General features: G+C 61.9%; 20 protein-coding genes. 8 read left to right on the top strand and 12 right to left on the bottom strand.

Features of this window, described 5'->3' with window-relative positions:
- Positions 1-93 precede the first annotated feature (93 nt).
- The 5 genes from ACP7BX_RS16215 to ACP7BX_RS16235 all read left to right on the top strand — a co-directional run bounded on the left by ACP7BX_RS16215 (position 94) and on the right by ACP7BX_RS16235 (position 7,330).
- A complete protein-coding gene (locus tag ACP7BX_RS16215; protein WP_426132134.1) occupies positions 94-1,539 on the top strand; it encodes a mechanosensitive ion channel domain-containing protein in 1,446 nt (481 codons plus the stop codon).
- 122 nt (positions 1,540-1,661) lie between these two features.
- Positions 1,662-3,086, top strand: a complete 1,425-nt coding sequence (aldA, locus tag ACP7BX_RS16220) for an aldehyde dehydrogenase (RefSeq protein WP_314535417.1) — start codon at positions 1,662-1,664, stop codon at positions 3,084-3,086.
- A 76-nt stretch (positions 3,087-3,162) separates the two neighbouring features.
- On the top strand, positions 3,163-4,470 hold the full coding sequence (locus ACP7BX_RS16225; protein WP_178951274.1) for an MFS transporter: 1,308 nt from the start codon (positions 3,163-3,165) through the stop codon (positions 4,468-4,470).
- A gap of 1 nt (position 4,471) precedes the next feature.
- Complete coding sequence (locus ACP7BX_RS16230) at positions 4,472-5,689, top strand: mandelate racemase/muconate lactonizing enzyme family protein (RefSeq protein WP_061436746.1); 1,218 nt, start codon at positions 4,472-4,474, stop codon at positions 5,687-5,689.
- A 27-nt stretch (positions 5,690-5,716) separates the two neighbouring features.
- Positions 5,717-7,330: a GMC family oxidoreductase gene (locus tag ACP7BX_RS16235; protein WP_426132135.1), complete on the top strand. Its 1,614-nt coding sequence runs from the start codon at positions 5,717-5,719 to the stop codon at positions 7,328-7,330.
- 127 nt (positions 7,331-7,457) lie between these two features.
- On the opposite strand, the gene ACP7BX_RS16240 is transcribed toward ACP7BX_RS16235, so the two are convergent.
- A complete protein-coding gene (locus ACP7BX_RS16240) occupies positions 7,458-8,561 on the bottom strand; it encodes a DSD1 family PLP-dependent enzyme (protein ID WP_426132104.1) in 1,104 nt (367 codons plus the stop codon).
- A gap of 70 nt (positions 8,562-8,631) precedes the next feature.
- On the opposite strand from ACP7BX_RS16240, the gene ACP7BX_RS16245 reads away from it, so the two are divergent.
- A complete protein-coding gene (locus ACP7BX_RS16245) occupies positions 8,632-9,258 on the top strand; it encodes a helix-turn-helix transcriptional regulator (RefSeq protein ID WP_426132105.1) in 627 nt (208 codons plus the stop codon).
- On the opposite strand, the gene ACP7BX_RS16250 is transcribed toward ACP7BX_RS16245, so the two are convergent.
- Positions 9,246-9,626, bottom strand: coding sequence for a RidA family protein (locus ACP7BX_RS16250; protein ID WP_426132106.1), 381 nt, complete (start codon positions 9,624-9,626; stop codon positions 9,246-9,248). The genes ACP7BX_RS16245 and ACP7BX_RS16250 overlap by 13 nt on opposite strands.
- A complete protein-coding gene (locus ACP7BX_RS16255) occupies positions 9,623-10,588 on the bottom strand; it encodes a threo-3-hydroxy-L-aspartate ammonia-lyase (RefSeq protein WP_426132107.1) in 966 nt (321 codons plus the stop codon). Before ACP7BX_RS16255 ends, ACP7BX_RS16250 begins: the two co-directional genes overlap by 4 nt.
- A gap of 115 nt (positions 10,589-10,703) precedes the next feature.
- Between ACP7BX_RS16255 and ACP7BX_RS16260 the strand changes: the two genes are divergently transcribed.
- On the top strand, positions 10,704-11,318 hold the full coding sequence (locus tag ACP7BX_RS16260; protein WP_426132108.1) for an LpxA family transferase: 615 nt from the start codon (positions 10,704-10,706) through the stop codon (positions 11,316-11,318).
- Here the strand turns inward: ACP7BX_RS16260 and ACP7BX_RS16265 are convergent.
- The 9 genes from ACP7BX_RS16265 to ACP7BX_RS16305 form a co-directional block, all read right to left on the bottom strand.
- A complete protein-coding gene (locus ACP7BX_RS16265; RefSeq protein ID WP_426132109.1) occupies positions 11,315-12,637 on the bottom strand; it encodes a carbohydrate porin in 1,323 nt (440 codons plus the stop codon). The genes ACP7BX_RS16260 and ACP7BX_RS16265 overlap by 4 nt on opposite strands.
- 185 nt (positions 12,638-12,822) lie before the next feature.
- Positions 12,823-13,593, bottom strand: a complete 771-nt coding sequence (locus tag ACP7BX_RS16270) for an SDR family NAD(P)-dependent oxidoreductase (protein ID WP_426132110.1) — start codon at positions 13,591-13,593, stop codon at positions 12,823-12,825.
- Positions 13,594-13,621: 28 nt separating this feature from the next.
- Entirely contained in the window at positions 13,622-14,680 is a 1,059-nt protein-coding gene (gene rhaT, locus ACP7BX_RS16275; protein ID WP_426132112.1) for an L-rhamnose/proton symporter RhaT, read from the bottom strand.
- A 40-nt stretch (positions 14,681-14,720) separates the two neighbouring features.
- The gene (gene rhaM, locus ACP7BX_RS16280; RefSeq protein WP_426132113.1) at positions 14,721-15,041 is read right to left on the bottom strand and encodes an L-rhamnose mutarotase; all 321 of its coding nucleotides are present in this window, start codon (positions 15,039-15,041) and stop codon (positions 14,721-14,723) included.
- Positions 15,041-15,916, bottom strand: a complete 876-nt coding sequence (locus ACP7BX_RS16285) for an amidohydrolase family protein (RefSeq protein WP_177113928.1) — start codon at positions 15,914-15,916, stop codon at positions 15,041-15,043. Before ACP7BX_RS16285 ends, rhaM begins: the two co-directional genes overlap by 1 nt.
- Before the next feature lie 70 nt (positions 15,917-15,986).
- On the bottom strand, positions 15,987-17,420 hold the full coding sequence (aldA, locus tag ACP7BX_RS16290; RefSeq protein WP_426132114.1) for an aldehyde dehydrogenase: 1,434 nt from the start codon (positions 17,418-17,420) through the stop codon (positions 15,987-15,989).
- 11 nt (positions 17,421-17,431) lie between these two features.
- A complete protein-coding gene (locus tag ACP7BX_RS16295; protein ID WP_426132115.1) occupies positions 17,432-18,232 on the bottom strand; it encodes an HpcH/HpaI aldolase family protein in 801 nt (266 codons plus the stop codon).
- 10 nt (positions 18,233-18,242) lie between these two features.
- Positions 18,243-19,427, bottom strand: a complete 1,185-nt coding sequence (gene rhmD, locus ACP7BX_RS16300; RefSeq protein ID WP_095016037.1) for an L-rhamnonate dehydratase — start codon at positions 19,425-19,427, stop codon at positions 18,243-18,245.
- A 16-nt stretch (positions 19,428-19,443) separates the two neighbouring features.
- Positions 19,444-20,739: an MFS transporter gene (locus tag ACP7BX_RS16305; protein ID WP_426132116.1), complete on the bottom strand. Its 1,296-nt coding sequence runs from the start codon at positions 20,737-20,739 to the stop codon at positions 19,444-19,446.
- 116 nt (positions 20,740-20,855) lie between these two features.
- On the opposite strand from ACP7BX_RS16305, the gene ACP7BX_RS16310 reads away from it, so the two are divergent.
- Positions 20,856-21,797: a LysR family transcriptional regulator gene (locus ACP7BX_RS16310; RefSeq protein ID WP_426132117.1), complete on the top strand. Its 942-nt coding sequence runs from the start codon at positions 20,856-20,858 to the stop codon at positions 21,795-21,797.
- Positions 21,798-21,858 lie beyond the last annotated feature (61 nt).

A 21,858-nucleotide genomic window follows, 5' to 3' on the forward strand; every position in this document is an offset into this window, starting at 1 on the left:
GCGTCTGCATCGCAGGCAAGCCAGCTCCCACATTTTGTTTCCAGCGTTACCATTTCATGCGATCTTCACGGCATTCGCCCTGGAGTCGCCTGGATGCCCTCATTTATCGCTGATCACCCGATGCTGTGCGCCCTGGCGCTGATCTTTATCGACATCGCCGTGTGGCGCCTTATTTCCGTCAACCTCGCCAACTGGAAGCTGGCGGCGCGGTTGGCGATCTTTGCCGTGTACAGCGCCGTGCTGTTCAACGACGGCATGAACCCCATGCAAGTGGCGCCCTATGCGGACAACACCGCCTTGCACCTGGCGGCCACCGCCTTGCAGATCGGCTGGTGGCTGTTCGCGGCGCGTACTCTCACGGTATTGCTGGGTGCGGTGATGATGCAGCGCGTCGGGCACACCGGGCGCCTGTTGCAGGACCTGGTCGGCGCTGTGATTTTCCTGATCGCGATCATCGCCGCCATGGCCTATGTGCTCGACCTGCCGGTCAAGGGTGTGCTCGCCACCTCCGGCGCGGTGGCGATCATTGTCGGCCTGGCGCTGCAAAGCACGTTGAGCGATGTGTTTTCCGGGATCGTGCTCAACACCACCAAGCCGTATCAGATCGATGACTGGATCTCCATTGACGGCACCGAAGGCCGGGTGACCGACATCGACTGGCGCGCCACGCGCCTGCAAACCTCCCAGGGCAGCCTGGCAGTGATCCCCAATTCCTTGGCGGCCAAGGCCAAGATCATCAACTTCTCGCGCCCGGCGGACATGTTCGGCCTGTCGGTCAGCCTGCAAGTCAGCCCCCATGCGCGCCCGCAAACGGTGATCGAGGCGCTGGAACGGGCGATGCAAGGCTGTCGGCCGTTGTTGGGCAAGCCGGCGCCGAGTGTGGCGTTCAAAACGTCCGCCAGTGGCGGCGTCGAGTATGAAATCAGCGGTTTTGTACCGGCCATGGCCCTCAAGCGCGAGGTGCGCAACCAGCTTTACGACCTGGCCTTCCGTCACCTGCAAGCGGCGGGTGTCGGCTTGCTCTCGGCCACGGAAAGCAGCGCGCCTGCGGCTATGTCCGCCGCCCGTGCATTGCTGGAGCGTTCGTCGATTTTCTCCACCCTGCGCCAGGAAGAGAAAGATACCTTCAGCCAGAACATGACCCTGCACACCTACCGCGCCGGCGACATGATCCTGCCGGCCGGGGAGGTCAGCGATCATTTGTTTATCGTCGAATCCGGCGTGGTCTCGGTGATGTTGATCAAGGGCGGGCACAAGTTCGAAGCCGGGCGCATGGGGCCAGGGGAGGTGATCGGCGAGGCGGGAATTCTGTCGGACCAGGCCGCACTGGCGGATTTTTCGGCCAAGACCTTCTGCACCCTGTACCGCATCGAGAAGGAATACTTGAAGCCGTGCCTGGATGCGCGCCACGACATCAGCGAAGCCATGAAAACCCTGCTGGACTTCCGCCTGCACGCCGCGCAAGCCTTGACCCAGGAGGCGCCCGTGGTACCCGTGAAGAGGGGCTTCCTGCAGTGGCTGCGCCAACGCGGGCTCTGAAGGTAAAAACCGACTAACCTGCGTTTTTCGCACGTTACCCCACGCAATAAATCGTTTGTCCAACGGCTGGCCGATGACAAGACTGCATGTCACTCGGATAACAACAACGTTGGGCGAACCACATGCAACTCGAGCGCAATTTTTTCAACGGTCACTTTGTCGAACCTGCCAGTGACGCACTGATCGCCGTCTACAACCCGGCCACCGAAACCCTGGTCGGCCACGTCAGCGCTGCCACCGCCGAGGAGGCGATTGCCGCCGTCGACGCCGCCGCCATCGCCCAGAAAACCTGGGGCAAACTCACCAGTATCGAACGCGCCGAACACCTGCGTGCCTTTGCCGATGCCCTGGACAGCTGCGCTGAAGCCATCGGCACGGCGCTGGCCAGCGAGTCGGGCAAGAGCGTCAGTGACGCCAGCAACGAAGCGCGCTACGCCGCGCAGATCACCCGCTACCACGCCGAATGGGCTCGCCGGATCGAGGGCGAGATCATCCCCAGCGATACCCCGGACGAAAACCTGTTCCTGCAACGCGAGCCGATTGGCGTCGTGGCTTGCCTGATCCCGTTCAACTACCCGGTCTACACCCTGTTGCGCAAGATCGCCCCGGCGCTGATCGCAGGCAATACCGTGGTGGTGCGGCCGAGCAACAACACGCCGCTGTCGGCGTTTGAAATCGCCAAGGCCGTGGTCAAGGCCGGGATTCCAGCCGGCGTGATCAACATCCTGACCATGGACCATGCCACTGCCGCCAGTGTCTGCACCCACAAGGCGGTCGGTTTGATTACCCTCACCGGCAGCGTGAATGCTGGGCGCATTGTGCTGGATTACTGCAAGGCCAACATCGCCAAGCCCTCGCTGGAGTTGGGCGGCAAGACCCCGGCGATCATCGAGGCCGATGCGGATCTGGAAAAAGCCGCCAGCGCCATTGTTGCCTCCAAGACCACCCACTGCGGCCAGCTGTGCACGGCCGTGGAGCGCGTGTATGTGCACGAAAGCATCTATGACGCGTTTCTGACCCTGCTCAAAAGCAAAATCAGCGCTGTGAAGTTCGGCGACCGCGCAACCGACGCGAGCCTGATGGGCCCGTTGGTCAACGCCAGCTCGCAACAGAATATCCACGCCATGGTCGAGCGCGCTGTCGCCGCCGGTGCTGTACTGGAAGTGGGCGGCGTGCTGCCTGAAGGTCCAGGGCATTTCTACCCGCCGACCCTGCTCAGCGGCTGCCGCCAGGACATGGAAATCATCCAGGAGGAAATCTTCGGCCCGGTACTGCCGGTGCTCAAGTACCGCGACATCGATGAAGCACTGGCCATGGCCAACGACCACCAGTTCGGCCTGTCGTCGGTGCTTTACACCGAGAACTACCGCACGGCGATGAAAGTGGCGAATGCCATCGAAGCCGGCGAGTTGTACGTCAATCGCACACCGGCGGACCCGTACCAGGGTTTCCATGCCGGCTGGAAACGCTCAGGGCTGGGCGGCGATGACGGTAAGCACGGGATGCTTGAGTTCACCCAGACCCGCTTGGTGGTCATGAAGTACTGATCCACGCACACCCGCAACACCTTTAATAAAAACAATTATCGGGGCACCCGTGCATCGGGTGCCTGAGGTCCGAATGATGTCCAAGCCTGCACCCGTTGCCCAGGTTCCTGTTGCCGTGCCCGCGGCAAATGACACCGCTAGTCGCTATTTCCAATTGATGTTGCTGGTGCTGGCCGCAGGGGCGATCTACCCGATCCTCTACCTGCGCCAGGTCTACCAGACCACCATGCTCGACGTATTCCACATCAACCACAGCGAGTTGGGCTATCTGTATTCCATGCTCGGCACGATCTTCCTGCTCAGTTACTTGCCCAGCGGCTGGTTGGCCGACCGCTTGCCGCCACGCTTCCTGATCTTCTTCTCGCTGGTTGCCACCGGTGGGTTGGGCCTGTGGTATTCGACGGTGCCGTCGATGACCGGCCTGATGATCATCTTCGGTTGCTGGGGCCTGACCACCGGCCTGACGTTCTGGGCCTCGGTGCTCAAGCGCGTGAAGATGATCGCGCACCACACCGAGCAGGGCCGTTTTTTCGGCATCCTTGATGGCGGTCGCGGGCTGGTCGAGGCGCTGTTGGCCACCGTGGCCCTGGGCCTGTTCGCCTATGCCACCGAGACCCGCAGCGAGACGGCGGCCGAGGGCTTCAAGCACGTGGTCTACCTGTATTCCTTTGTGTGCATCGCCATCGGCTGTGTGCTGGTGCTGCTCAAGGATCCCAAGTCCATGGCCGAGACAGCGGCGGTGGAGAAGGGCAAGTTCAACCTCATCGCTGACTTGACCACGTTGGTGAAAATCCCCGAGCTGTGGCTGGTGACCGCCATCGTGTTCTGCGGTTACCACATGTTCTGGGCTACCTACAGTTTCTCCGACTACCTGCAAGGCAGCGGCATGACCGCCGTGATGGCCGGTACCATCACTACCATCAAGCTGTGGATGCGTCCCATCGGTGGCATCGGCGGCGGCTGGCTGGGGGACAAATTCTCGAATATTTCGGTGCTGATCGTCGCACTGGCGCTGGTGACCCTGGCGATGGTCGGGCTGATCGTGTTCCCGGCCTTCAACAGCCTGGGCCTACTGATCGGCACGGTAATTTTCATCGGTTTGATGACCTACGCGATCCGTGGCCTGTACTGGGCGATCCTCGACAGCTGCGACATTCCGCTGCGCATCACCGGCCTGGCCATCGGCATTGTCTCGGTGGTGGGTTACCTGCCGGACACCTTTATCCCGCTGATCAACGGCTACCTGACCGACACCTACCCAGGCAAGGCCGGTTACAACCTGTATTTCGGCTACATCGCCTTCATCGGCGTGCTCGGCACCCTTGCGGCCCTGACCCTGCGCGCCCGAATCAACCGTAAAAAATTCAACCAGACAGGTGCCTGAGATGAAAATCGTCGCCCTTGAAACCCATATCGTTGCTGTCCCGCCGCCGCACATCGGTGGCATGTACTGGCTGTTCGTCAAGCTCAAGACCGACTGCGGCATCGAAGGCGTCGGCGAGATCTACGCCGCCACCTTCGGCCCCAAGGCCATGCTGCCGATCATCGAGGATGTATTTGAGCGCTACCTGCTCAACCACGACCCGCACCATATCGAGCGTTTCTTCCGCCAGGCCTATTCCAGCGGTTTTACCCAGCGTCCCGACCTGACCATGATGGGCGTGGTCAGCGGCCTGGAAATGGCTTGCTGGGACATCATCGGCAAGGCCGCCAACAAGCCGGTCTACGAGCTGCTCGGCGGCAAGGTCAACGAGCGTCTGCGTTCCTACACATACCTGTACCCGGTCAACAGCCAGGGCGAGTACGACTACGACGACCCGGACCTGGCCGCCGAGTGCGCCATCGAGAACATGAACAAAGGCTTCACCGCCGTGAAATTCGACCCAGCCGGCCCGTACACCGCGTATTCGGGCCACCAGATCTCCCTTGAGGTGCTGGAGCGCTGCGAGACCTTCTGCCGCAAGATCCGCGAAGCGGTGGGCGACAAGTGCGACCTGCTGTTCGGCACCCACGGGCAGATGGTGCCGTCGTCGGCGATCCGCCTGGCCAAGCGTCTGGAGAAATACGACCCGCTGTGGTTCGAAGAACCGGTGCCACCGGGCCAGGAAGACGCCATGGCCCAGGTCGCGGCCAAGACCAGTATCCCGATTGCCACCGGCGAGCGGCTGACCACCAAGTATGAGTTCTTCAAGCTGCTGCAGGCCGGCGGTGCGTCGATCCTGCAGATGAACGTGGCGCGCTGCGGCGGGCTGCTGGAGGCGAAGAAAATCGCGAGCATGGCCGAGGCTTACTACGCGCAAATCGCCCCGCATTTGTACAACGGACCGATTGGCGCAGCGGCGAGCTTTCAGCTGGCCACGTGCACGCCGAACTTCCTGATCCAGGAAAGCATCATGACCTGGGGCGGTTTCCATGCCGAAGTACTGACCAAGCCGCTGCAATGGGAGGACGGCTACATCATCCCGTCCACCGAACCGGGCCTGGGGGTTGAACTGAACATGGACGTGGTGCGCAAGCACACGCCGTACACCGGGGAACGCCTGCACCTGCAAATGGCGCCGACGCCGGCTGACGTGAAAGACACTTCGCCCGCCAAGGGCTAAAAAAAACGACTGATGCGGTAACCGTGAATGACATATGACTACATCATCGCCGGCGCTGGCGCCGCAGGCTGCATCCTGGCCAACCGGTTGTCCGCCTCCGGCGAACACACCGTGTTGCTGCTGGAAGCCGGCGGCAAGGACAGTTCCTGGTGGTTCAAGATCCCGGTCGGTTTCGCCAAGATGTATTACAACCCGACCTTCAACTGGATGTACTACAGCCAGCCACAAAAGCAGTTAGCCGGGCGCGAAATCTACGCGCCGCGCGGCAAAGTGCAGGGCGGCTCGGGCTCGATCAACGCGATGATCTACGTGCGCGGCCAGGCCCATGACTTCAATGACTGGGCCGCCAACGGCAACGACGGCTGGGGTTTTGCGGACGTACTGCCATACTTTCGCAAGCTGGAAAACCACCCGCTGGGCGACACCGAGTACCACGGCGGCAGTGGCCCCATCAGCATCACGCCGATGAAGGGCCAGACCCACCCGATCTGCGACGTGTTCCTCAAGGGCTGCGAGCAATTGGGCTATGCCCACAGCGACGACTTCAACGGCCCGAACTTCGAAGGCGCCGGTTTGTATGACGTCAATACGCGCAATGGTGAGCGTTGCTCCAGCAGCTTTGCGCACCTGCACCCGGCGCTCGGCCGTTCCAATCTGACGGTGGAATTGCATGCGTTGGTGGATCGCGTGCTGTTCGACGATCAGCAACGCGCCACCGGCATTGCCGTTACCCAGCATGGCGTGACACGCACCTTCACGGCACGCAAGGAAGTAATCCTGTGTGCCGGCGCGGTGGACACGCCGAAGATCCTGCAATTGTCCGGTGTGGCCGACCAGCACCTGCTGGCTGAACACAACATCCCGTTGGTCAAGCACCTGCCGGCAGTGGGCGAAAACCTGCAGGACCACCTGTGCGCCAGTTACTACTACAAGGCCAATATCCCGACGCTCAACGACGAGCTCAGTTCGCTGTTTGGCCAGCTCAAGCTGGGCTTGAAATACCTGCTGACCCGCAAGGGCGCGCTGGCGATGAGCGTCAACCAGGCCGGCGGCTTCTTTCGTGGCAACGACGAACAGAAGGACCCGAACCTGCAGCTGTACTTCAACCCGCTGTCGTACCAGATCCCGAAAAACAACAAGGCCAGCCTCAAGCCCGAGCCGTATTCCGGCTTCCTGCTGTGCTTCAACCCGTGCCGGCCGACCAGCCGGGGCACCATCCGCATTGCGTCGAAAAACCCACGGGATGCGGCCTTGATCGACCCCAATTACTTGAGCACCCAGAAGGACATCGACGAGGTGATCCAGGGCAGTCGGTTGATGCGCAAGATCATGCAGGCGCCGGCCCTCAAGGGCATCACCGTGGCCGAGGTGCTACCCGGCGCGGCGGTGCAGACCGACGAGCAGATGCTGCAATACTTCCGCGAGAACAGCGGCTCGATCTACCACCTGTGCGGCTCCTGCGCCATGGGCTCGGACCCGCAGGTGTCAGTGGTGGACAAGCGCTTGAAGGTGCATGGGCTGGAAGGGCTGCGCATTGTCGATGCGTCGATCTTCCCCAACGTGACGTCGGGCAATACCCATGCGGCGGTGTTGATGGTGGCGGAGAAGGGCGCCGACTTGATCCTGGAGGATGCGGGCTAAATCAGGGGCGTACACAAGACCTGTGGCGAGGGGGCTTGTCCCCCGTTGGGCTGCGCAGCGGCCCCAAAAAAAGCGGGAGCGCTGCGCACTCCAACGGGGGACAAGCCCCCTCGCCACAAAGGGTTCCCTACCAGCCTCGCAGACGTGGCCAGTCCTGAATCCCGCCATCCTCCAACAGCGCGTTATAGCTGCCAAACTGCGCCCCCGTCGCACAGGCATGGTTGGGCAAAATACGCAGGCGCATGCCCAGCGGAAATCGCGCGATTACATCCACATCACCGCTCTGGAACTGCACCACCCCATGCTCCTGATTGGCGCTGCTCAACAGCAGCCCCTCAATCGGCTCACCGCGTTCATCGCAGACCTGGCCGTAACCAAAGTCCTGTTTTTGCGATTGCGTGCCGCGATCCCGACTCATCGCCATCCAGCCCGAGTCCGTGATGACCCAGCCTTTTTCCGGTTGATGCCCGATCACCGTGGTCAACACGCTCAAGGCCAGTTCGTCGAGGCGGCACACGCCAATGTTGTGCATCACCAAGTCGAAAAAGGCATAGACCCCAGCGCGCAGTTCGGTCACGCCGTCCAGGTGGAGGGCGGATAACGCAGTGGGTGTCGAGCCGACGCTAACCTGCGCGCAACGCATCCCAGCCGCACGAATGCGTTCGGCCGCTTCAACACACCGCACACGCTCCTGCTCCGCGATGGCTTGCAGCGCTTCAGGCGTGTCCAGGCCGTAGCTTTCACCCGCGTGGGTCAACACGCCGGTGAGGCTGTCACCGAGCAGGCGGGCGATGTCCAGCAGCAGCGGGTCGTGTGGCTTGACCCCGGAGCGATGGCCGTCGCAGTCGATCTCGATCATCACCGCAAAGCGTTCGCCATGCTCGCGGCCAAAATCAACGATGGCCTGGGCGCCGGCGAGGCTGTCGGTGATCAGCGTCAAGGCGCAACCCCGACGACGCAGCGCCAGGGCCTGGGGCAATTTGTGCGGGGCCATGGCCACAGCGTAGAGGATGTCGGGGATGCCCAGGTCGAAAAAGAACTCGGCCTCTTTCAACGTCGAAACGGTGATGCCACGGGCACCCGCGGCGATTTGCGCAGCCACCACTTCGGCGCACTTGTGGGTTTTGACATGGGGACGTAACTGCACGCCCAAGGTATTGGCGCGCTGTTGCATGCGCTGGATATTGCGCTGCATTTTTACGCTATCGATCAGTGCGGCGGGCGTGTCCACGATTGCGGCTCCACATTGAAGGACAGTGCGCAAATTGACGCCCTGTCCAGGACTGGATATGTTGTCTTGCATGAAAAACACCTCTCCCAACGATACTCACCTGATCAGCCAGCTCGAACAGATTGCCGAAGGCTTGAGCAAGACCTTCAGCCCGTTCTGCGAAGTGGTGCTGCACGACTTGCGCGACCCGCAGCACTCGATCCTGGCCATCCATAACAACCTGTCCGGTCGCGCACCGGGAGACCCGACCACCGAGTTGGGCCTGGCGCGGATTGCCGACCCGGACTACCCGCAAGTCATCGCCAATTACCAGAACCAGTTCAGCGACGGTCGCCAGGTCAAGAGCACCTCGATTGGCATCAAGGGCGCGAGTGGCGAGTACGTCGCGGCCTTGTGCATGAACGTCGATCTCTCATTGTTCCGTGGCCTGCAAGGCATGCTGGAGCAGTTCGGCTCGGTCAGCGGCGACAAGCTCATCGAGTCCCTGGATCCTTCCGGCGCCGACGTCATCCGTGCGCGCATCGACCAATTCGCCGCTCGCCTGGCCACCACCCCGCGTGCGCTGAAGACGGCGGACCGGCGTGCATTGATGCAAGAGCTCAAAGACTCAGGCTGCCTGGATATTCGCCGGGCCATGGAAACCGTGGCTTCCCACTTAGGCGTGTCGCGCGCGGCGGTCTACACCTACGCCAAGTAGCGCGCCACGGCTTCAATCTCCACCAGATACCCGTGATGCAACTCGGGCACCGGCACCACCGCGCGGGCTGGGCGGTGGTCGCCCAGCGCGGCGGCGTACACGCTATCGAATGCAGGCCAGTGTTCGACGCCGGCCACATAAACCGTGACCTTCACCAAATCCTCTGGCGTAGCGCCGGCGGCTTTCAAGATCTCCAGCAGATTGTTCAGGGTTAACCGGGCCTGTTCAGCAAACGACGCCGACAGGTTGTGCTGCCCATCCGGACTGACCGGCAATTGCCCGGAGATGTACAACGTGTCGCCGTGGCGGATGGCCTGCGAGTAATGGCCGGCGGGCTTGGCGGCGTTGGGCGTCTGGATGATCTTCATGAGGCCTCGCTGAGCAGCGCGGCATACTTCTGGATATCGACGTTGCCACCGGTGACGATAATCCCCACGCGTTGGCCCTTGAACCGGTCACCTTCGTTGAGCAATGCCGCCAACCCCAGGCAGCCGGTAGGCTCCACCACCAGTTTCATGCGCTGCATGAAAAACTTCATCGCCCCGACCAGCTCGGCATCCGACACGGTGAGGATGTCGTTCACCTGGTCGCGGATGATCGGGAAGGTGTAGTCGCCCAGGTGTTGAGTCTGCGCACCATCGGCAATGGTCGCCGGTGTGTCGATATGCACGATGCTGCCGCTGCGAAACGAGCGTTGGCCGTCATTGCCGGCTTCGGGCTCGACGCCATACAGCAGGCAGTCGGGCGCCAGGGCGCGGGTACTCAGTGCGGTGCCCGAGAGCATGCCGCCGCCGCCGAGGCCGACGAACAACGCATCCAGCGGGCCGGTGGTCTCCAGCAGTTCCTTGGCGGCGGTGCCTTGCCCGGCAAGGATGTGTGGATGGTCATAGGGCGGGATCAGGGTCAGGCCGTGTTCGCTGGCCAGGTTACGGCCGATCTGCTCGCGGTCTTCGGTGAAGCGGTCATACAGCACCACGCGGGCGCCATAGTCGCGGGTGGCCGCGACCTTGGCGGCCGGCGCATCGGTGGGCATCACGATGGTCGCCGGTATGCCCAACAACTGCGCTGCCAGGGCAATGCCCTGGGCGTGGTTGCCGGAGGAAAACGCCACCACACCGGCCTTGCGCTGCTGATCATCGAAGCGCGACAACGCGTTAAAAGCACCGCGAAACTTGAACGAGCCAGCCCTTTGCAGGTTTTCACACTTGATGAACACCTGGGCACCGGTCAGCGCATCGAGGGTGCGTGAGGTGAATACCGGCGTGTGATGGGCGAAGCCTTCCAAACGTTGGGCGGCGGCGATGACGTCTTGGTAAGTCGGCAAATGCATGGGGAACGGACCTCAGTGGCTTGTCTAGATAAAATATCCATAACAAGACAAATAGTAAAGGTTCGTGTGTGCATGTTAGCGTTTCGGGCTTCTCTGACCGTTAGAGGATTAAACGTTGATCCGACTTACCGACTACATCGCCCCGATCGCTCAATCCCGCCTTGCGCCGTGGGCCGACCTGGCGCCTTGGGCACTGGTCAGCCAGGCGCCCGCCATCGTTCGCCAATTGTTGGCCGAACTGCCAGCCGACGAATACGTCATTCAGGATGAAATCGCCATCCACCGCACCGCCATGGTCGAGGCGGGTGCCTTGCTCAAGCCGCCACTGATCATCGGTGCCCACTGTTTTATCGCCAGCGGCTCGCTGCTGCGTGGCGGTTGCTGGCTGGATGAACACTGCATCATCGGTCCCGGCGCTGAGTTGAAGACGTCCTTCGTGTTCAGCGGCAGCAAGCTGGCGCACTTCAACTTTGTCGGTGATTCGGTGCTGGGGCAGGGGATCAATCTGGAAGCGGGGAGTATCGTCGCCAACTACCGCAATGAGCGTGATGACAAGGAAGTGCAGGTGCGGGTTGGCGGTGTATTGCAACGCACCGGTTGCGACAAGTTTGGTGCGCTGCTCGGTGACCAGTGCCGGATCGGCGCCAATGCGGTATTGGCGCCAGGTGCGCTACTCAAGCCTGCCAGCGTGGTGGGGCGCGGGCAGTTGTTTGATGCAGAGAAAGACTAGAAGTCGGCAATAAACTGCACGCCGCCGACCACCGCACCGGTGGTTTGCGTCAGCCCGCCGGGGTACTTCACGTATTGCAGGTTGGGCCGCACCATCAGCCACTTAGTCGCCTGCACGCCGTAGTTGATCTCGTAGCTGTATTCGCGGCGCTGCTCGGGCACGTACAGCGGGTCATCAGTGGCGGTTACGCCATTGGCGGCGTTGAGCATCTGCGTGTTACGGGTGTAGCGGTCGCTGACCTGCAGTTTCGACGCGCCAATACCAAAAGTGTCGTCTGGGCGTGAATCGAACGGGCCTCGGTAGATCAGGCCGACCTGAATCAGGTTTTTGATCACGCTCTTGTCCGGGTCATTCATCGTCAGGTTGGCGAATACGTTGAGCCCGCGCTTGTTGTTGCCGTCGACCGTGGTCAACTGCTGCTGGCCCGACAGCCACCAGCCGTCGTTGCTGGAATACATCCGATAGGGCTTTTGCGAGCTGGCGGCAAAGTTGCCGTCGGCATCCTTGAGCATGTCCTTGGTGTCCGCGTTGGCATAGTAGTAACCCAGGTGGTATTCGGAGTTCAGCCCAGCTACCCGGCCCTTCCAGATGGCTTCGATGGGAAAACTGGTGCCTTGGGAGCCGCTGATGAAGGGTTTGAAGCCATTGCTGGCTTCGGCGTTGCCGGGGTTCTTGTCGTAGGCTCCGACCTGTACCGCAAACTCGTCGGAGAACTGGTACTTGGCGCGCACTGCCCACTGACTGATGGGGAAGCTGTTCCACACGCCATTCCAGTTGCCTTCCTGGGAACCGCACAGGGTCACGTTCTGGAATTCGCAGGGGAACTGATCGAAGTCTTCGCCATGGCCGAAGCGCCCCAGTTTCAAGGCGAATTTGCGCTCGAAGAATTTCTGCTCGTACCAGAACTGCGAGAGCCGCCAGGCATTGCCACCGCCGAACACTTCCATGGTGGAGGTCAACCCAGTGGCGTTGGGCTGGTGCACGCGGTCGTTGGTGATGTCCTTGCCATGACGCTCGCCGATGCCGATGCGCAAGGTAGCGTCTTGCCAACCGAGCAGTTTTTGCAGGTCCATGTTCACACCGAGAATCAACTGGTCGCTCCAGCGTGCCGTGGTATGCGAGTTGTAGCCACCGCCGAGGTTGGAACCGACCTCGCCGACGTACTTGAGGGTGAAGTCATAGCCTTGCTCGGCCAGTTGCGGGCGCAGGCCGTTCCAGTCGCCGAGCATGGCGGGGGAGTTTGGGTCCAGTAAACCCGCGCTGAAGGCGCAGGTGGACATGGCGCTGCAGAGCAGGGCCAGGGGTAGGGTGATGCGCATGGAAAGCTCCTTGGATTGTTGTTTTTATTGGGGTGGAACTCGAACTTCAGGCACACAGAGGCCCCTGTGGGAGCGGGCTTGCTCGCGAAAGCGGTGGTTCAGGCATGAATCATGTGACTGACACACTGCATTCGCGAGCAAGCCCGCTCCCACATTGGAACTGTGGTGGTTGGAGGAGCGGGGTGTTACTGGAGGTTTACGTACAAGCCACCGTCGACGAGCAGCGAGGCCCCGGTGACGTAGCGCGCCATGTCGGACGCGAGGAAGACAATCGGGCCGGCAATGTCGTCCGGCTCACCCAGGCGACCCAACGGCGTGCGTGAGGTCATGTAGGCGAGTTTTTCCTCGTCGGCCAGGTCGTCCTTGTTGATGTCGGTGGCGATGGTGCCCGGCAGTACCGAGTTGCAGCGAATGCCGTACGGCCCCAGGGCAATTGCGCAGGATTGCATCAACGAATGCAGGCCGGCCTTGGTGGGTGTGTAATGGGTCTGCATGCCGCCGCCGACCAGGGCGCTGATGGAGCTGACGGCGATAATCGCGCCGCCGCGACCCTGGTTTTTCATCTGGTTGGCCGCTGCCTGTACGGCGAAGTAGGCGCCATTGAGGTTGGTGTTGACGGTTTTCAGGTAGACCTCGCGGGGCATGTCGAGGAACGAGTGGAACGGGCAGATACCGGCATTGTTGACGAACACGTCGACGCTGCCGAAGGCTTTTACTGCGCCGGCCACCAGTTTGTCACCGGTGTCCGGGTCGGCGGCGTCGCCACCCACTTCGATGGCATGGCCGCCGAAGGCCTTGATCTCCTCGATCAACGAGTGTGCTGCCTCGGTGCCTTGGCCGCTGCCGCTATGGCCGATCACCACGCGGGCACCCTGGCGCGCGCATTCACGGGCGGCGGCGCGGCCGATACCACGGGAGGCGCCGGTGATGATCACGGTTTTGTCTGCAAGCAACATAAAACTCTCCTTCAAAAAATAAGCGGCATCAGCCGAGATAATTGCCGTAGCCGACCATGGCGATCGCACCGAGGATCACCGCGATACCCGCCACCAGCACGCCTTTGTTGGCCGCACTGGTGCCGTGCCATTCGCGGAAATACAGGCCCCAGCAGTTGGACACGATGATGATGAACGACATGTGCAGTACCCAGGAGCTGGCGTCGTTCTGCAGGCGGCTTTCGCCCATGCCGTAGAAGAAAAACTGCAGGAACCACAGGGTGCCGGCAATCGCCACCAACAGATAGTTGCCCAGCAGCGGGGTACTGCGGTCGGTGTAGTTATGGAAGGTGCGGTTGCGCCAATTCAGCCACAGGCACCAGATACCGTTGGTGGTGAGACCGCCCCACATGATCACCATGAAGGTCACGTTGTTCTGGAACAGGCTGTTGGCACCGTGCTCTACAGCAGCGGCGGCCAGCGGTCGTCCGGCGGAAATGCCGTAGCTGAAACACGCACTCAGTACGCCGGAAATCACCGCCACCAGCATGCCCTTGCCCAGGGAGAATTCGCTGACACTGGCGAACTTCACCGCCTGGGACACTTCCCGTTCCTTGATCAGCCCGGCCTTGCCGCACACTGCAATACCGACCAGCGATACGGCCACGCCCCACAACACCCAATGCCCGCCTTGCGAGGCCAGCATCGAGGTCAGCGTACCTTCGGTTTCTGTAGTGAAGAGGTCGCGGTACAGCGCCGGCATCAATGCGCCGAGGGCCGAGGTGAGGCCCATGATCAGCGACATGCCCAGGGACAAGCCGAGGTAGCGCATGGTCAGGCCAAATGTCAGCCCGCCGATGCCCCACAACACGCCGAACAGGTAGGTCCAGAGCAGGGTGCTGGTGTCGGCGTTGCGCAGGATGTCCACCCATCCGGGCACCGTCAGTTGCGCCGCGATCAGCGGCACGATCAGCCAGGACACCAGGCCGCCGGTGATCCAGTAACTTTCCCAGGCCCAGCCGCGGACCTTCTTGTAGGGGATGTAGAAACTGCCGGAAGCGAAGCCGCCGATAAAGTGCAGAATCACACCAAGGAGAATGATTTCCACGTAGTCGAATCCTTTTTATTGTTGTTGTGCGTCGGTTGGATCAGGGGCGCGTCAGTTGGAACATGGACAGCAGGTCAACACTGATCGGCGACGCGTCTGCGTGGCTGGGCATGATGTCCTGCATGTAGGCCCACCAGCGCTGCATCAGTGCCGTGCCGGGCAGCTCGTCCAGGCCGTGGACGTCTTCGTGGGTCAGCACGGCGAACAGCGCATTGCCCGGCTCATCGAAGAAAATCCGGTAATCCACCACACCCGCATCGAGCAAGGCCTGGGCTAGTTCGGGCCAGATGTCGTCGTGGCGCTTGCGGTATTCATCAGCCTGGCCGGGGTTGAGGTTCATGCGAAAGGCACGGGTCTGCATCAGGGCGCTCCATGGCTGGGCGTGTAGATACGCACCGCGTTGTGCAGGAAGAATTTGGCTTGTACCGCCTCGGGTTTACCGGCAACGCAGCGCTTGACCAGGCCCAGGGTGGCGGCGAAATCCGCCAGGTGATCGCTGTTGGGCCAGTCGCTGCCGAAGAAGCAGCGGTCTTCGCCGAAGGCTTCCCACAACACCGCCAAGCGATCGTTGTAGAACGCCGTGTCGGTGATCAAGCCTTGAGGGCCGAGCTGGGGAATCTCCGCCAGTTTGGCGAACACATTCGGGCGTTCGGCCAGGCGCAGGAGGTCGGCGTGATAGGCCGCCTCTTCGCCTGACGGCACCTGGGCGTTGGGCAGGTGGTCGATGATGATGCGCAGCTCGGGCAGCCTATCGCTCAACTGCAACAGGCCTTTGACAAGACGCGGATTCGGATTGGCGCTGTCCAGGCCACGGCCGCTGGCGGCGAGTTGGCGCAGGCCGTCGATAAAGCCAGGGCGCGCCTGGTCTTGCAGCAGGTCGCGATCCCACAGATTGCCGTAGCGCAGGCCGAGAAACAGCGGCTCATTGGTCAACGCGTCGAGGTCGTTGGCGAAGTCGGCGTGCAGCGGGTCGAGGTTGCCGACAAAGCCGAGCATGCGCGGTTCGCTGCGCAGAGTGTCGAGCAGCCAGCGGTTATCGTCGCGCCACGGGCTGGCCTCCACGGCAATCGCGCCGACCACATTGTGCGGTGCGGCCAGGGCCCAGTAATCCGCCGGCAGGTGCGCGGCATACAGCCGGTTACCGGGTTCAGGCCATGGAATGCCCTCGGGGCGACGTGGATCGAACAAGTGCAAATGGCTGTCGATGATTGGGCCGCTGTAGGCAGTCAGGGGCATGACGCAGTCCTTATCAAAAGCAAATTCGGAGGGGCCAGCACGCTAGCGCGCCCGACCCCGATTAACCAGCTCAGCTCTGCAGGTAAACCACGTGGGTGTGGGTGTATTCGTACAGGCCGTGCTTGCCGTCGGCACCGCCAATGCCGGATTTGCGCACGCCGGCATGGAAGCCCTGCATGGCCTCGAAGTTCTCACGGTTGACGTAGGTTTCACCAAAGTCGATTTCGCGCACCGCGTGCATGGCCTTGCCCAGGTCGCGCGTGTAGATCGACGACGTCAGGCCGTAGTCGCAATCGTTGGCCAGGGCGATGGCTTCGTCGAGGTCGTCGACGATCTGGATCGGCAGCACCGGACCGAAGATCTCTTCGCGCATGATCTCCATGTCGGCGCGGCATCCAGCCAAGACCGTCGGCTGGAAGTGAAAACCCGCACCCAAGTCGGCAATCTTCCCGCCGCTGACCAACGTTGCGCCCTGGCTCAGGGCGGTGCGTACTTTGCGGTTGATGCTGTCCAGGCCCTGGCGGTTGATCAGCGGGCCCATTTCCACGTCCGCCTGGGCGATAGGGTCGCCATAGCGGGTGGCGGACATGGCTGCGCTGATGCGTTCGATAAACTGGTCGGCAACCTTGCGCTCCACGTACACCCGCTCGGCGCAGTTGCACACCTGGCCGGTATTGATGATGCGCGAATCGCGGATGGCTTTGACCGCCAGCTCCAGGTCGGCATCTGCCAGTACGATGGCCGGTGCCTTGCCGCCCAGTTCCAGGTTGAGCTTGGTGATGTTCGGTGCGGCGGCCGTCATGATCCGCGAGCCGGTCGCCACGCTGCCGGTGAAGCTGATCATGTCGACGCCTGTGTGCGCCGTGAGCGCGCCGCCGACCCGGCCGTCACCGCAGACCACGTTGAACACCCCGGCGGGCAGGTCGGTTTCGGCGACGAGCTTGGCGAACTCGAAGCAGTTGTTCGGGGTTTCTTCGCTGGGCTTGATCACGATGGTGTTGCCGGTGAGCAGCGCCGGCGCCATTTTGCGCGCGATCAAGAAGAACGGGAAATTCCACGGCAGGATGCCGGCCACCACGCCCAACGGCTTGCGGAACAGGAAGATATTTTCATTGGGACGGTCGCTGGTGATGATCTCGCCTTCGATGCGGCGTGCCCACTCGGCCATGTAGTCGAGATAGTCGGCGGTGAAATTCACTTCCACCTCCGCCAAACCACTGACTTTGCCTTGCTCCAGGGTGATGGTGCGCGCCAGGTGCGCCACGTTCTCGCGCAGCTTGGCGGCGATGCGGCGCAGGTGCCCGGCACGTTCGATGGCGGGTTTGCGCGCCCACGTCTTTTGCGCCTGGCGTGCGGCGGCCAGGGCCTGGTCGACCTCGGCGGCGGTGGACGCCGGCACCTTCGACAGCAAGGCGCCGGTGGCTGGGTTGAGCACGTCAATGTGCGCTTCGCTGGAGCTGAAGCGGCCATTGATGAAATTCTGGTAAACGGGAACGGATGACATGGGCAAGTTCCTCAATAAGTACGCGAAGGCGCTTTCGTTTCGGCAGCAGGGCGATAGCGGGCAAGGGTGGCCAGGGCACTCTGGCGCAGCAGGCTGATGTCGATGGCCACCGCGATAAAGCGGCAACCCCAGGCCTGATAGCGGCGTGCATCGTCTTCGTTGGGCGCCAGGATGCCGCTGACCTTGCCGGCGGCGAGGGTGGCGTCGATGGCGTGCTTGATGCGCTCCTGGACCTCGGGATGGCCGGGGTTGCCGGCGTGACCCAGGCCGATGGACAGGTCAGCGGGGCCGATGAACACGGCGTCAACGCCTTCTACGGCGGCAATCGCGGCGACGTTTTCCACGCCAAGGCGCGACTCCACCTGCACGATCAGGCACAGTTGCTCATGGGCGGTGTTCAGGTAATTGTCCACGCCGTCCCAGCGCGTAGCGCGCGTCAGACCGCCGCCGACGCCACGGATGCCGTGGGGCGGGTAACGCATGGCACGCACCAGGGCCTGGGCCTGTTCGGCGGTTTCGACCATGGGGATCATCAAGGTCTGGGCGCCGATATCGAGCAGTTGCTTGATCAGGCTGGCGTCACTGTTGACGGCGCGCACCACGGGCGCGGTGCTGTACGGTGCGACCGTCTGCAACTGGTTGAGGACGCTCGGAACCGTATTGGGTGCATGTTCGCCGTCGATCAGCATCCAGTCGTATCCCAGGCTGGCGACGATCTCGGCAGCGTAGCCGGTGGCGAAACCGGCCCAGATGCCGTATTGGGTGGCGTCCTTGGCGAGGGCGGCCTTGAAGCCATTGCGGGGCATGTTCATGGCGGGTTCCTCAGCGGTTGTAGGGACGGTGCAGTTGGCAGTCCGGGTTCAGGTCAACGCCAAAGCCCGGCTTGTCCAGCGCCGACAAGCGCATGCGGCCATTTACCGGCACCGGTTCGCCCAACAATTGCGGGTGGAACATCGGCACCACTTCATCCGCTTTGGGCGCCATCATCAGGAACTCGGCGAATGGGCTGTTATGGCGGGTGGCGACAAAGTGATAGCTGTACACCGACGAACCGTGGGGCACGACCATTGCGTTATGCGCATCGGCCAACGCCGAGATTTTCACCAGTTCGGTGAGGCCACCGCACCAACCGACGTCGGGCTGGATGATGTCGCAGCAGCCCATCTCCAGCAGCATGCGGAAACCCCAGCGGGTGGCTTCGTGTTCACCGGTGGTCACCAACATGCCTTTGGGCACGTTGTTGCGCAGGGCGGCATAGCCCCAATAGTCGTCTGGGGACAGCGCTTCTTCGATCCACTTCAGGCCATGCTCATGGGCGCCGATCGCCAGCTTGGTGGCGTAGTTCAAATCCAGGCTCATCCAGCAATCGAGCATCAGCCAGAAGTCAGGGCCGACACGTTCACGCATGGTCGCCAGCGCTTCGAGGTTCTTGCGCAGGCCTTCTTCGCCTTCGCTGGGGCCGTGATGCAGGGGCATTTTGCCGCCGATAAAACCCATTTTCTGCGCGAGATCCGGGCGCGCGCCGGTGGCGTAGAACTGCAACTCATCCCGCACCGCGCCGCCGAGCAGTTGGTGCACGGGTTCCTGGCGGATTTTGCCGAGCAGGTCCCACAACGCCAGGTCGACGCCGGAAATCGTGTTGATCACCAGGCCCTTACGCCCGTAATACAGGGTGGACTGGTACATCTGGTCCCAGATTTTTTCGATGTCGGTGACGCGGGCGCCTTCGAGAAAGCGCGCCAGGTGTTTCTCGACAATGTAAGCCGCCGGTTCACCGCCAGTGGTCACAGCGAAACCGACGGTGCCGTCGCTGGCTTCGATCTCCACCACCAGGGTGCCGAGCACGTTGATGCCAAAGCTGCGGCGGCTCTGGCGGTACTCGGGGTACTTGCTCATCGGCGTGGAAATATGGTCGTCGATCCAATGCCCATCGGCCTGGTCGTGGTAATCGGCGCCGCCGCCTCGCAGTACAAAGGCGCGGACGTGTTTGATGGTGAGATGACCCATGATGTGACTCCTGGCGTTAAACAGTGGCCGGCGTTTTCGACGCGGTGCGGCCGGGTGAATGGATGCCCAGCACCAGCAATGCAGCCAGTACCGTGGTGGCGGACAGCAGGTACAGGCCGGCTGCCGCGGAATTGAAGGCGCCTTCGGCCCAGTGCTTGATGACCGGTGCGATGAACCCACCGAGGGCGCCGAAGGAATTGATCAGTGCAATGCCGGCTGCGGCAGCGCTGCCGGCCAGGTAGCTGGAGGGGAAAGTCCAGAACACCGGTTGCACCGCGATGAACCCCGAGGCGGCAAAGCACAGCGCGAGCATGCCCAGCAGCGGGTTGGCGAAGGTCACCGAGCAGGCAATGCCGGCGGCAGCCATCAGCAGGGTCAGGCAGGCGGTCTGGCGACGCAGGCCGGTACGGTCGCTGTAGCTGGGAATCCACCAAGCCGCAAACAGTGCGCAGAGCCAGGGAATGGCCGAGACCAGCCCGACCATCAAGCCGACCTTGGTGCCGAGCAGATCGCCCACTTGGGTCGGCAGGTAAAACACCACACCGTAGACGCTGGCCTGGATCAGCAGGTACACCAGGCACAAGTACAACACCGAGGGTTGGCACAGCACGGTGAGCAGGCTGCGACCGTGGGAGCTTTTGTGCTGGTCTTCGCTGTCCAGCAGGCTTTGGATCTGCTGGCGTTCAGCGGTGGTCAGCCACTGGGCATCGGCGGGGCGATTGTCGAGGTACCAATAGGCCCAAATGCCTACTGCGGTCGCCATCAGGCCTTCCACCGCGAACAGCCACTGCCAGCCGTGTATGCCGCCAAACCCGTCCATTTCCAGCAGCAAACCGGACAACGGGCTACCGAAGATGAAGGCCAGCGGCGCACCGAAATAGAAGAAACCCATGGCCTTGCCGCGCACGGCCTGGGGGAACCAGTAGGTAAGGTAAAGAATGACGCCCGGGAAAAATCCGGCTTCGGCCACACCGAGTAAAAAGCGCAGCACGTAAAAGCTGGTTTCGTTGTGCGCAAAGACCATGGCCGCCGAAATCAGGCCCCAACTGACCATGATGCGGCACATCCACAGACGGGCGCCGACGCGGTGCAGGATCAGGTTGCTCGGCACTTCGAGCAGCGCGTAGCCGACAAAAAACACGCCGGCGCCAAACGCAAAGGCAGCGTCGCTTAAACCGGTGTCGGCCTGGAAAGCCTGTTTGGCGAACCCGACGTTGGCGCGGTCGAGAAAGGCCATGATGTACATCAACAGCAGGAAGGGCAGCAGTCGCCAGGAAATCTTGGCGAGCAGGGGCGCGGGGAGGGTTTTCATAGTGGCGTCCGATGTTTTGTTCTTATGGGACGGACTGTACGGCGGCCGAGCAATGCGCTACAAATCGAATCTCGCTTACAACTGATAACCTCAGGGTATCGATAACAAGGATAAAAATGCGCAGTCCCGCGATCTCTCCCAGCCTGTTCAACCGCCTGCGCTACAAGCACCTGCATATGCTCGTTGCGCTGAGCTCCAGCCAGAACCTGCACCGTGCGTCACAGGCGCTGAACATGTCGCAGCCTGCCGCCACGCGCATGCTGCGCGAAATCGAGGACATGTTTGCCTGTGATCTCTTCGAGCGTCTGCCTAGAGGCATGCGCCCTACAGCGCTCGGGCAGGAGTTGATCCGTTTTGCCGAATCCGCCTTGAGCGGCCTGGACCGTTGCGCCGAAGACTTGATGGCACGACAGCAAGGCGGTTACGGCTACCTGTCGATCGGCACCATCATGGGCGCCGCACCGGACCTGGTGATGGATTCCATCGCGCAGATCAAATCGCTGAACCCGCAACTGCGTATCCGCATCATGGGCGACACCAGCGACCAGGTGATCCAGTTGCTGGAACAGGGACGCATCGACCTGGCTATCTCGCGCCGCAATGCCGCCACCGACAACGAGCACTACAGCTTCGAACCTCTGGGCAACGAACGCTTGCTGGTGGTGGTGCACGCGGGCCACCCCTTGGCCCAACGTGAGCGGTTGATGCTGGATGAACTGGTGCGCGACTGGCCGTGGATCCTGCAACCGCAAACCAGCCCGGCGCGCATCGGCTTCGACCAGGCGCTGCAGGATCTGGCGCTGCCCAGCCCGGCGGACATCATCGAATGCAGCTCGGTGTACTCCATGCAGCAGTTGATCCAACTGACCGACGCGGTGATGGTGCTGTCCGAAAGTGCACTGCGTGATTACCTGAAAATGGGCCTGGTGGTGGCGCTGCCGGTGGCCCTCGACGTGCGACTGGCGCCGTTTGGCATGTTGTTGCGCAAAGGCGAAGTGATGAGCCGTGAGCTGGGGTTGTTTATCGACTTGTTGCGACAGAAGGCCGCGATGCTTTGAACGCGATGTGTAAAGGGCATGGTGCGTCGGCACGATATTAAATAGAATGAATCTCATTTGA

Source organism: Pseudomonas sp. DWP3-1-3b3 (assembly GCF_049896305.1).
GTDB lineage: Bacteria > Pseudomonadota > Gammaproteobacteria > Pseudomonadales > Pseudomonadaceae > Aquipseudomonas > Aquipseudomonas azotoformans_A.

Coding starts and splice junctions, on each gene's coding strand:
- ACP7BX_RS16215 (WP_426132134.1), top strand. CDS start 94: ATGCCCTCATTTATCGCTGATCACCCGATGCTGTGCGCCCTGGCGCTG.
- aldA (WP_314535417.1), top strand. CDS start 1,662: ATGCAACTCGAGCGCAATTTTTTCAACGGTCACTTTGTCGAACCTGCC.
- ACP7BX_RS16225 (WP_178951274.1), top strand. CDS start 3,163: ATGTCCAAGCCTGCACCCGTTGCCCAGGTTCCTGTTGCCGTGCCCGCG.
- ACP7BX_RS16230 (WP_061436746.1), top strand. CDS start 4,472: ATGAAAATCGTCGCCCTTGAAACCCATATCGTTGCTGTCCCGCCGCCG.
- ACP7BX_RS16235 (WP_426132135.1), top strand. CDS start 5,717: ATGACATATGACTACATCATCGCCGGCGCTGGCGCCGCAGGCTGCATC.
- ACP7BX_RS16245 (WP_426132105.1), top strand. CDS start 8,632: ATGAAAAACACCTCTCCCAACGATACTCACCTGATCAGCCAGCTCGAA.
- ACP7BX_RS16250 (WP_426132106.1), bottom strand. CDS start 9,626: ATGAAGATCATCCAGACGCCCAACGCCGCCAAGCCCGCCGGCCATTAC.
- ACP7BX_RS16255 (WP_426132107.1), bottom strand. CDS start 10,588: ATGCATTTGCCGACTTACCAAGACGTCATCGCCGCCGCCCAACGTTTG.
- ACP7BX_RS16265 (WP_426132109.1), bottom strand. CDS start 12,637: ATGCGCATCACCCTACCCCTGGCCCTGCTCTGCAGCGCCATGTCCACC.
- ACP7BX_RS16270 (WP_426132110.1), bottom strand. CDS start 13,593: ATGTTGCTTGCAGACAAAACCGTGATCATCACCGGCGCCTCCCGTGGT.
- rhaM (WP_426132113.1), bottom strand. CDS start 15,041: ATGCAGACCCGTGCCTTTCGCATGAACCTCAACCCCGGCCAGGCTGAT.
- ACP7BX_RS16285 (WP_177113928.1), bottom strand. CDS start 15,916: ATGCCCCTGACTGCCTACAGCGGCCCAATCATCGACAGCCATTTGCAC.
- aldA (WP_426132114.1), bottom strand. CDS start 17,420: ATGTCATCCGTTCCCGTTTACCAGAATTTCATCAATGGCCGCTTCAGC.
- ACP7BX_RS16295 (WP_426132115.1), bottom strand. CDS start 18,232: ATGAACATGCCCCGCAATGGCTTCAAGGCCGCCCTCGCCAAGGACGCC.
- rhmD (WP_095016037.1), bottom strand. CDS start 19,427: ATGGGTCATCTCACCATCAAACACGTCCGCGCCTTTGTACTGCGAGGC.
- ACP7BX_RS16305 (WP_426132116.1), bottom strand. CDS start 20,739: ATGAAAACCCTCCCCGCGCCCCTGCTCGCCAAGATTTCCTGGCGACTG.
- ACP7BX_RS16310 (WP_426132117.1), top strand. CDS start 20,856: ATGCGCAGTCCCGCGATCTCTCCCAGCCTGTTCAACCGCCTGCGCTAC.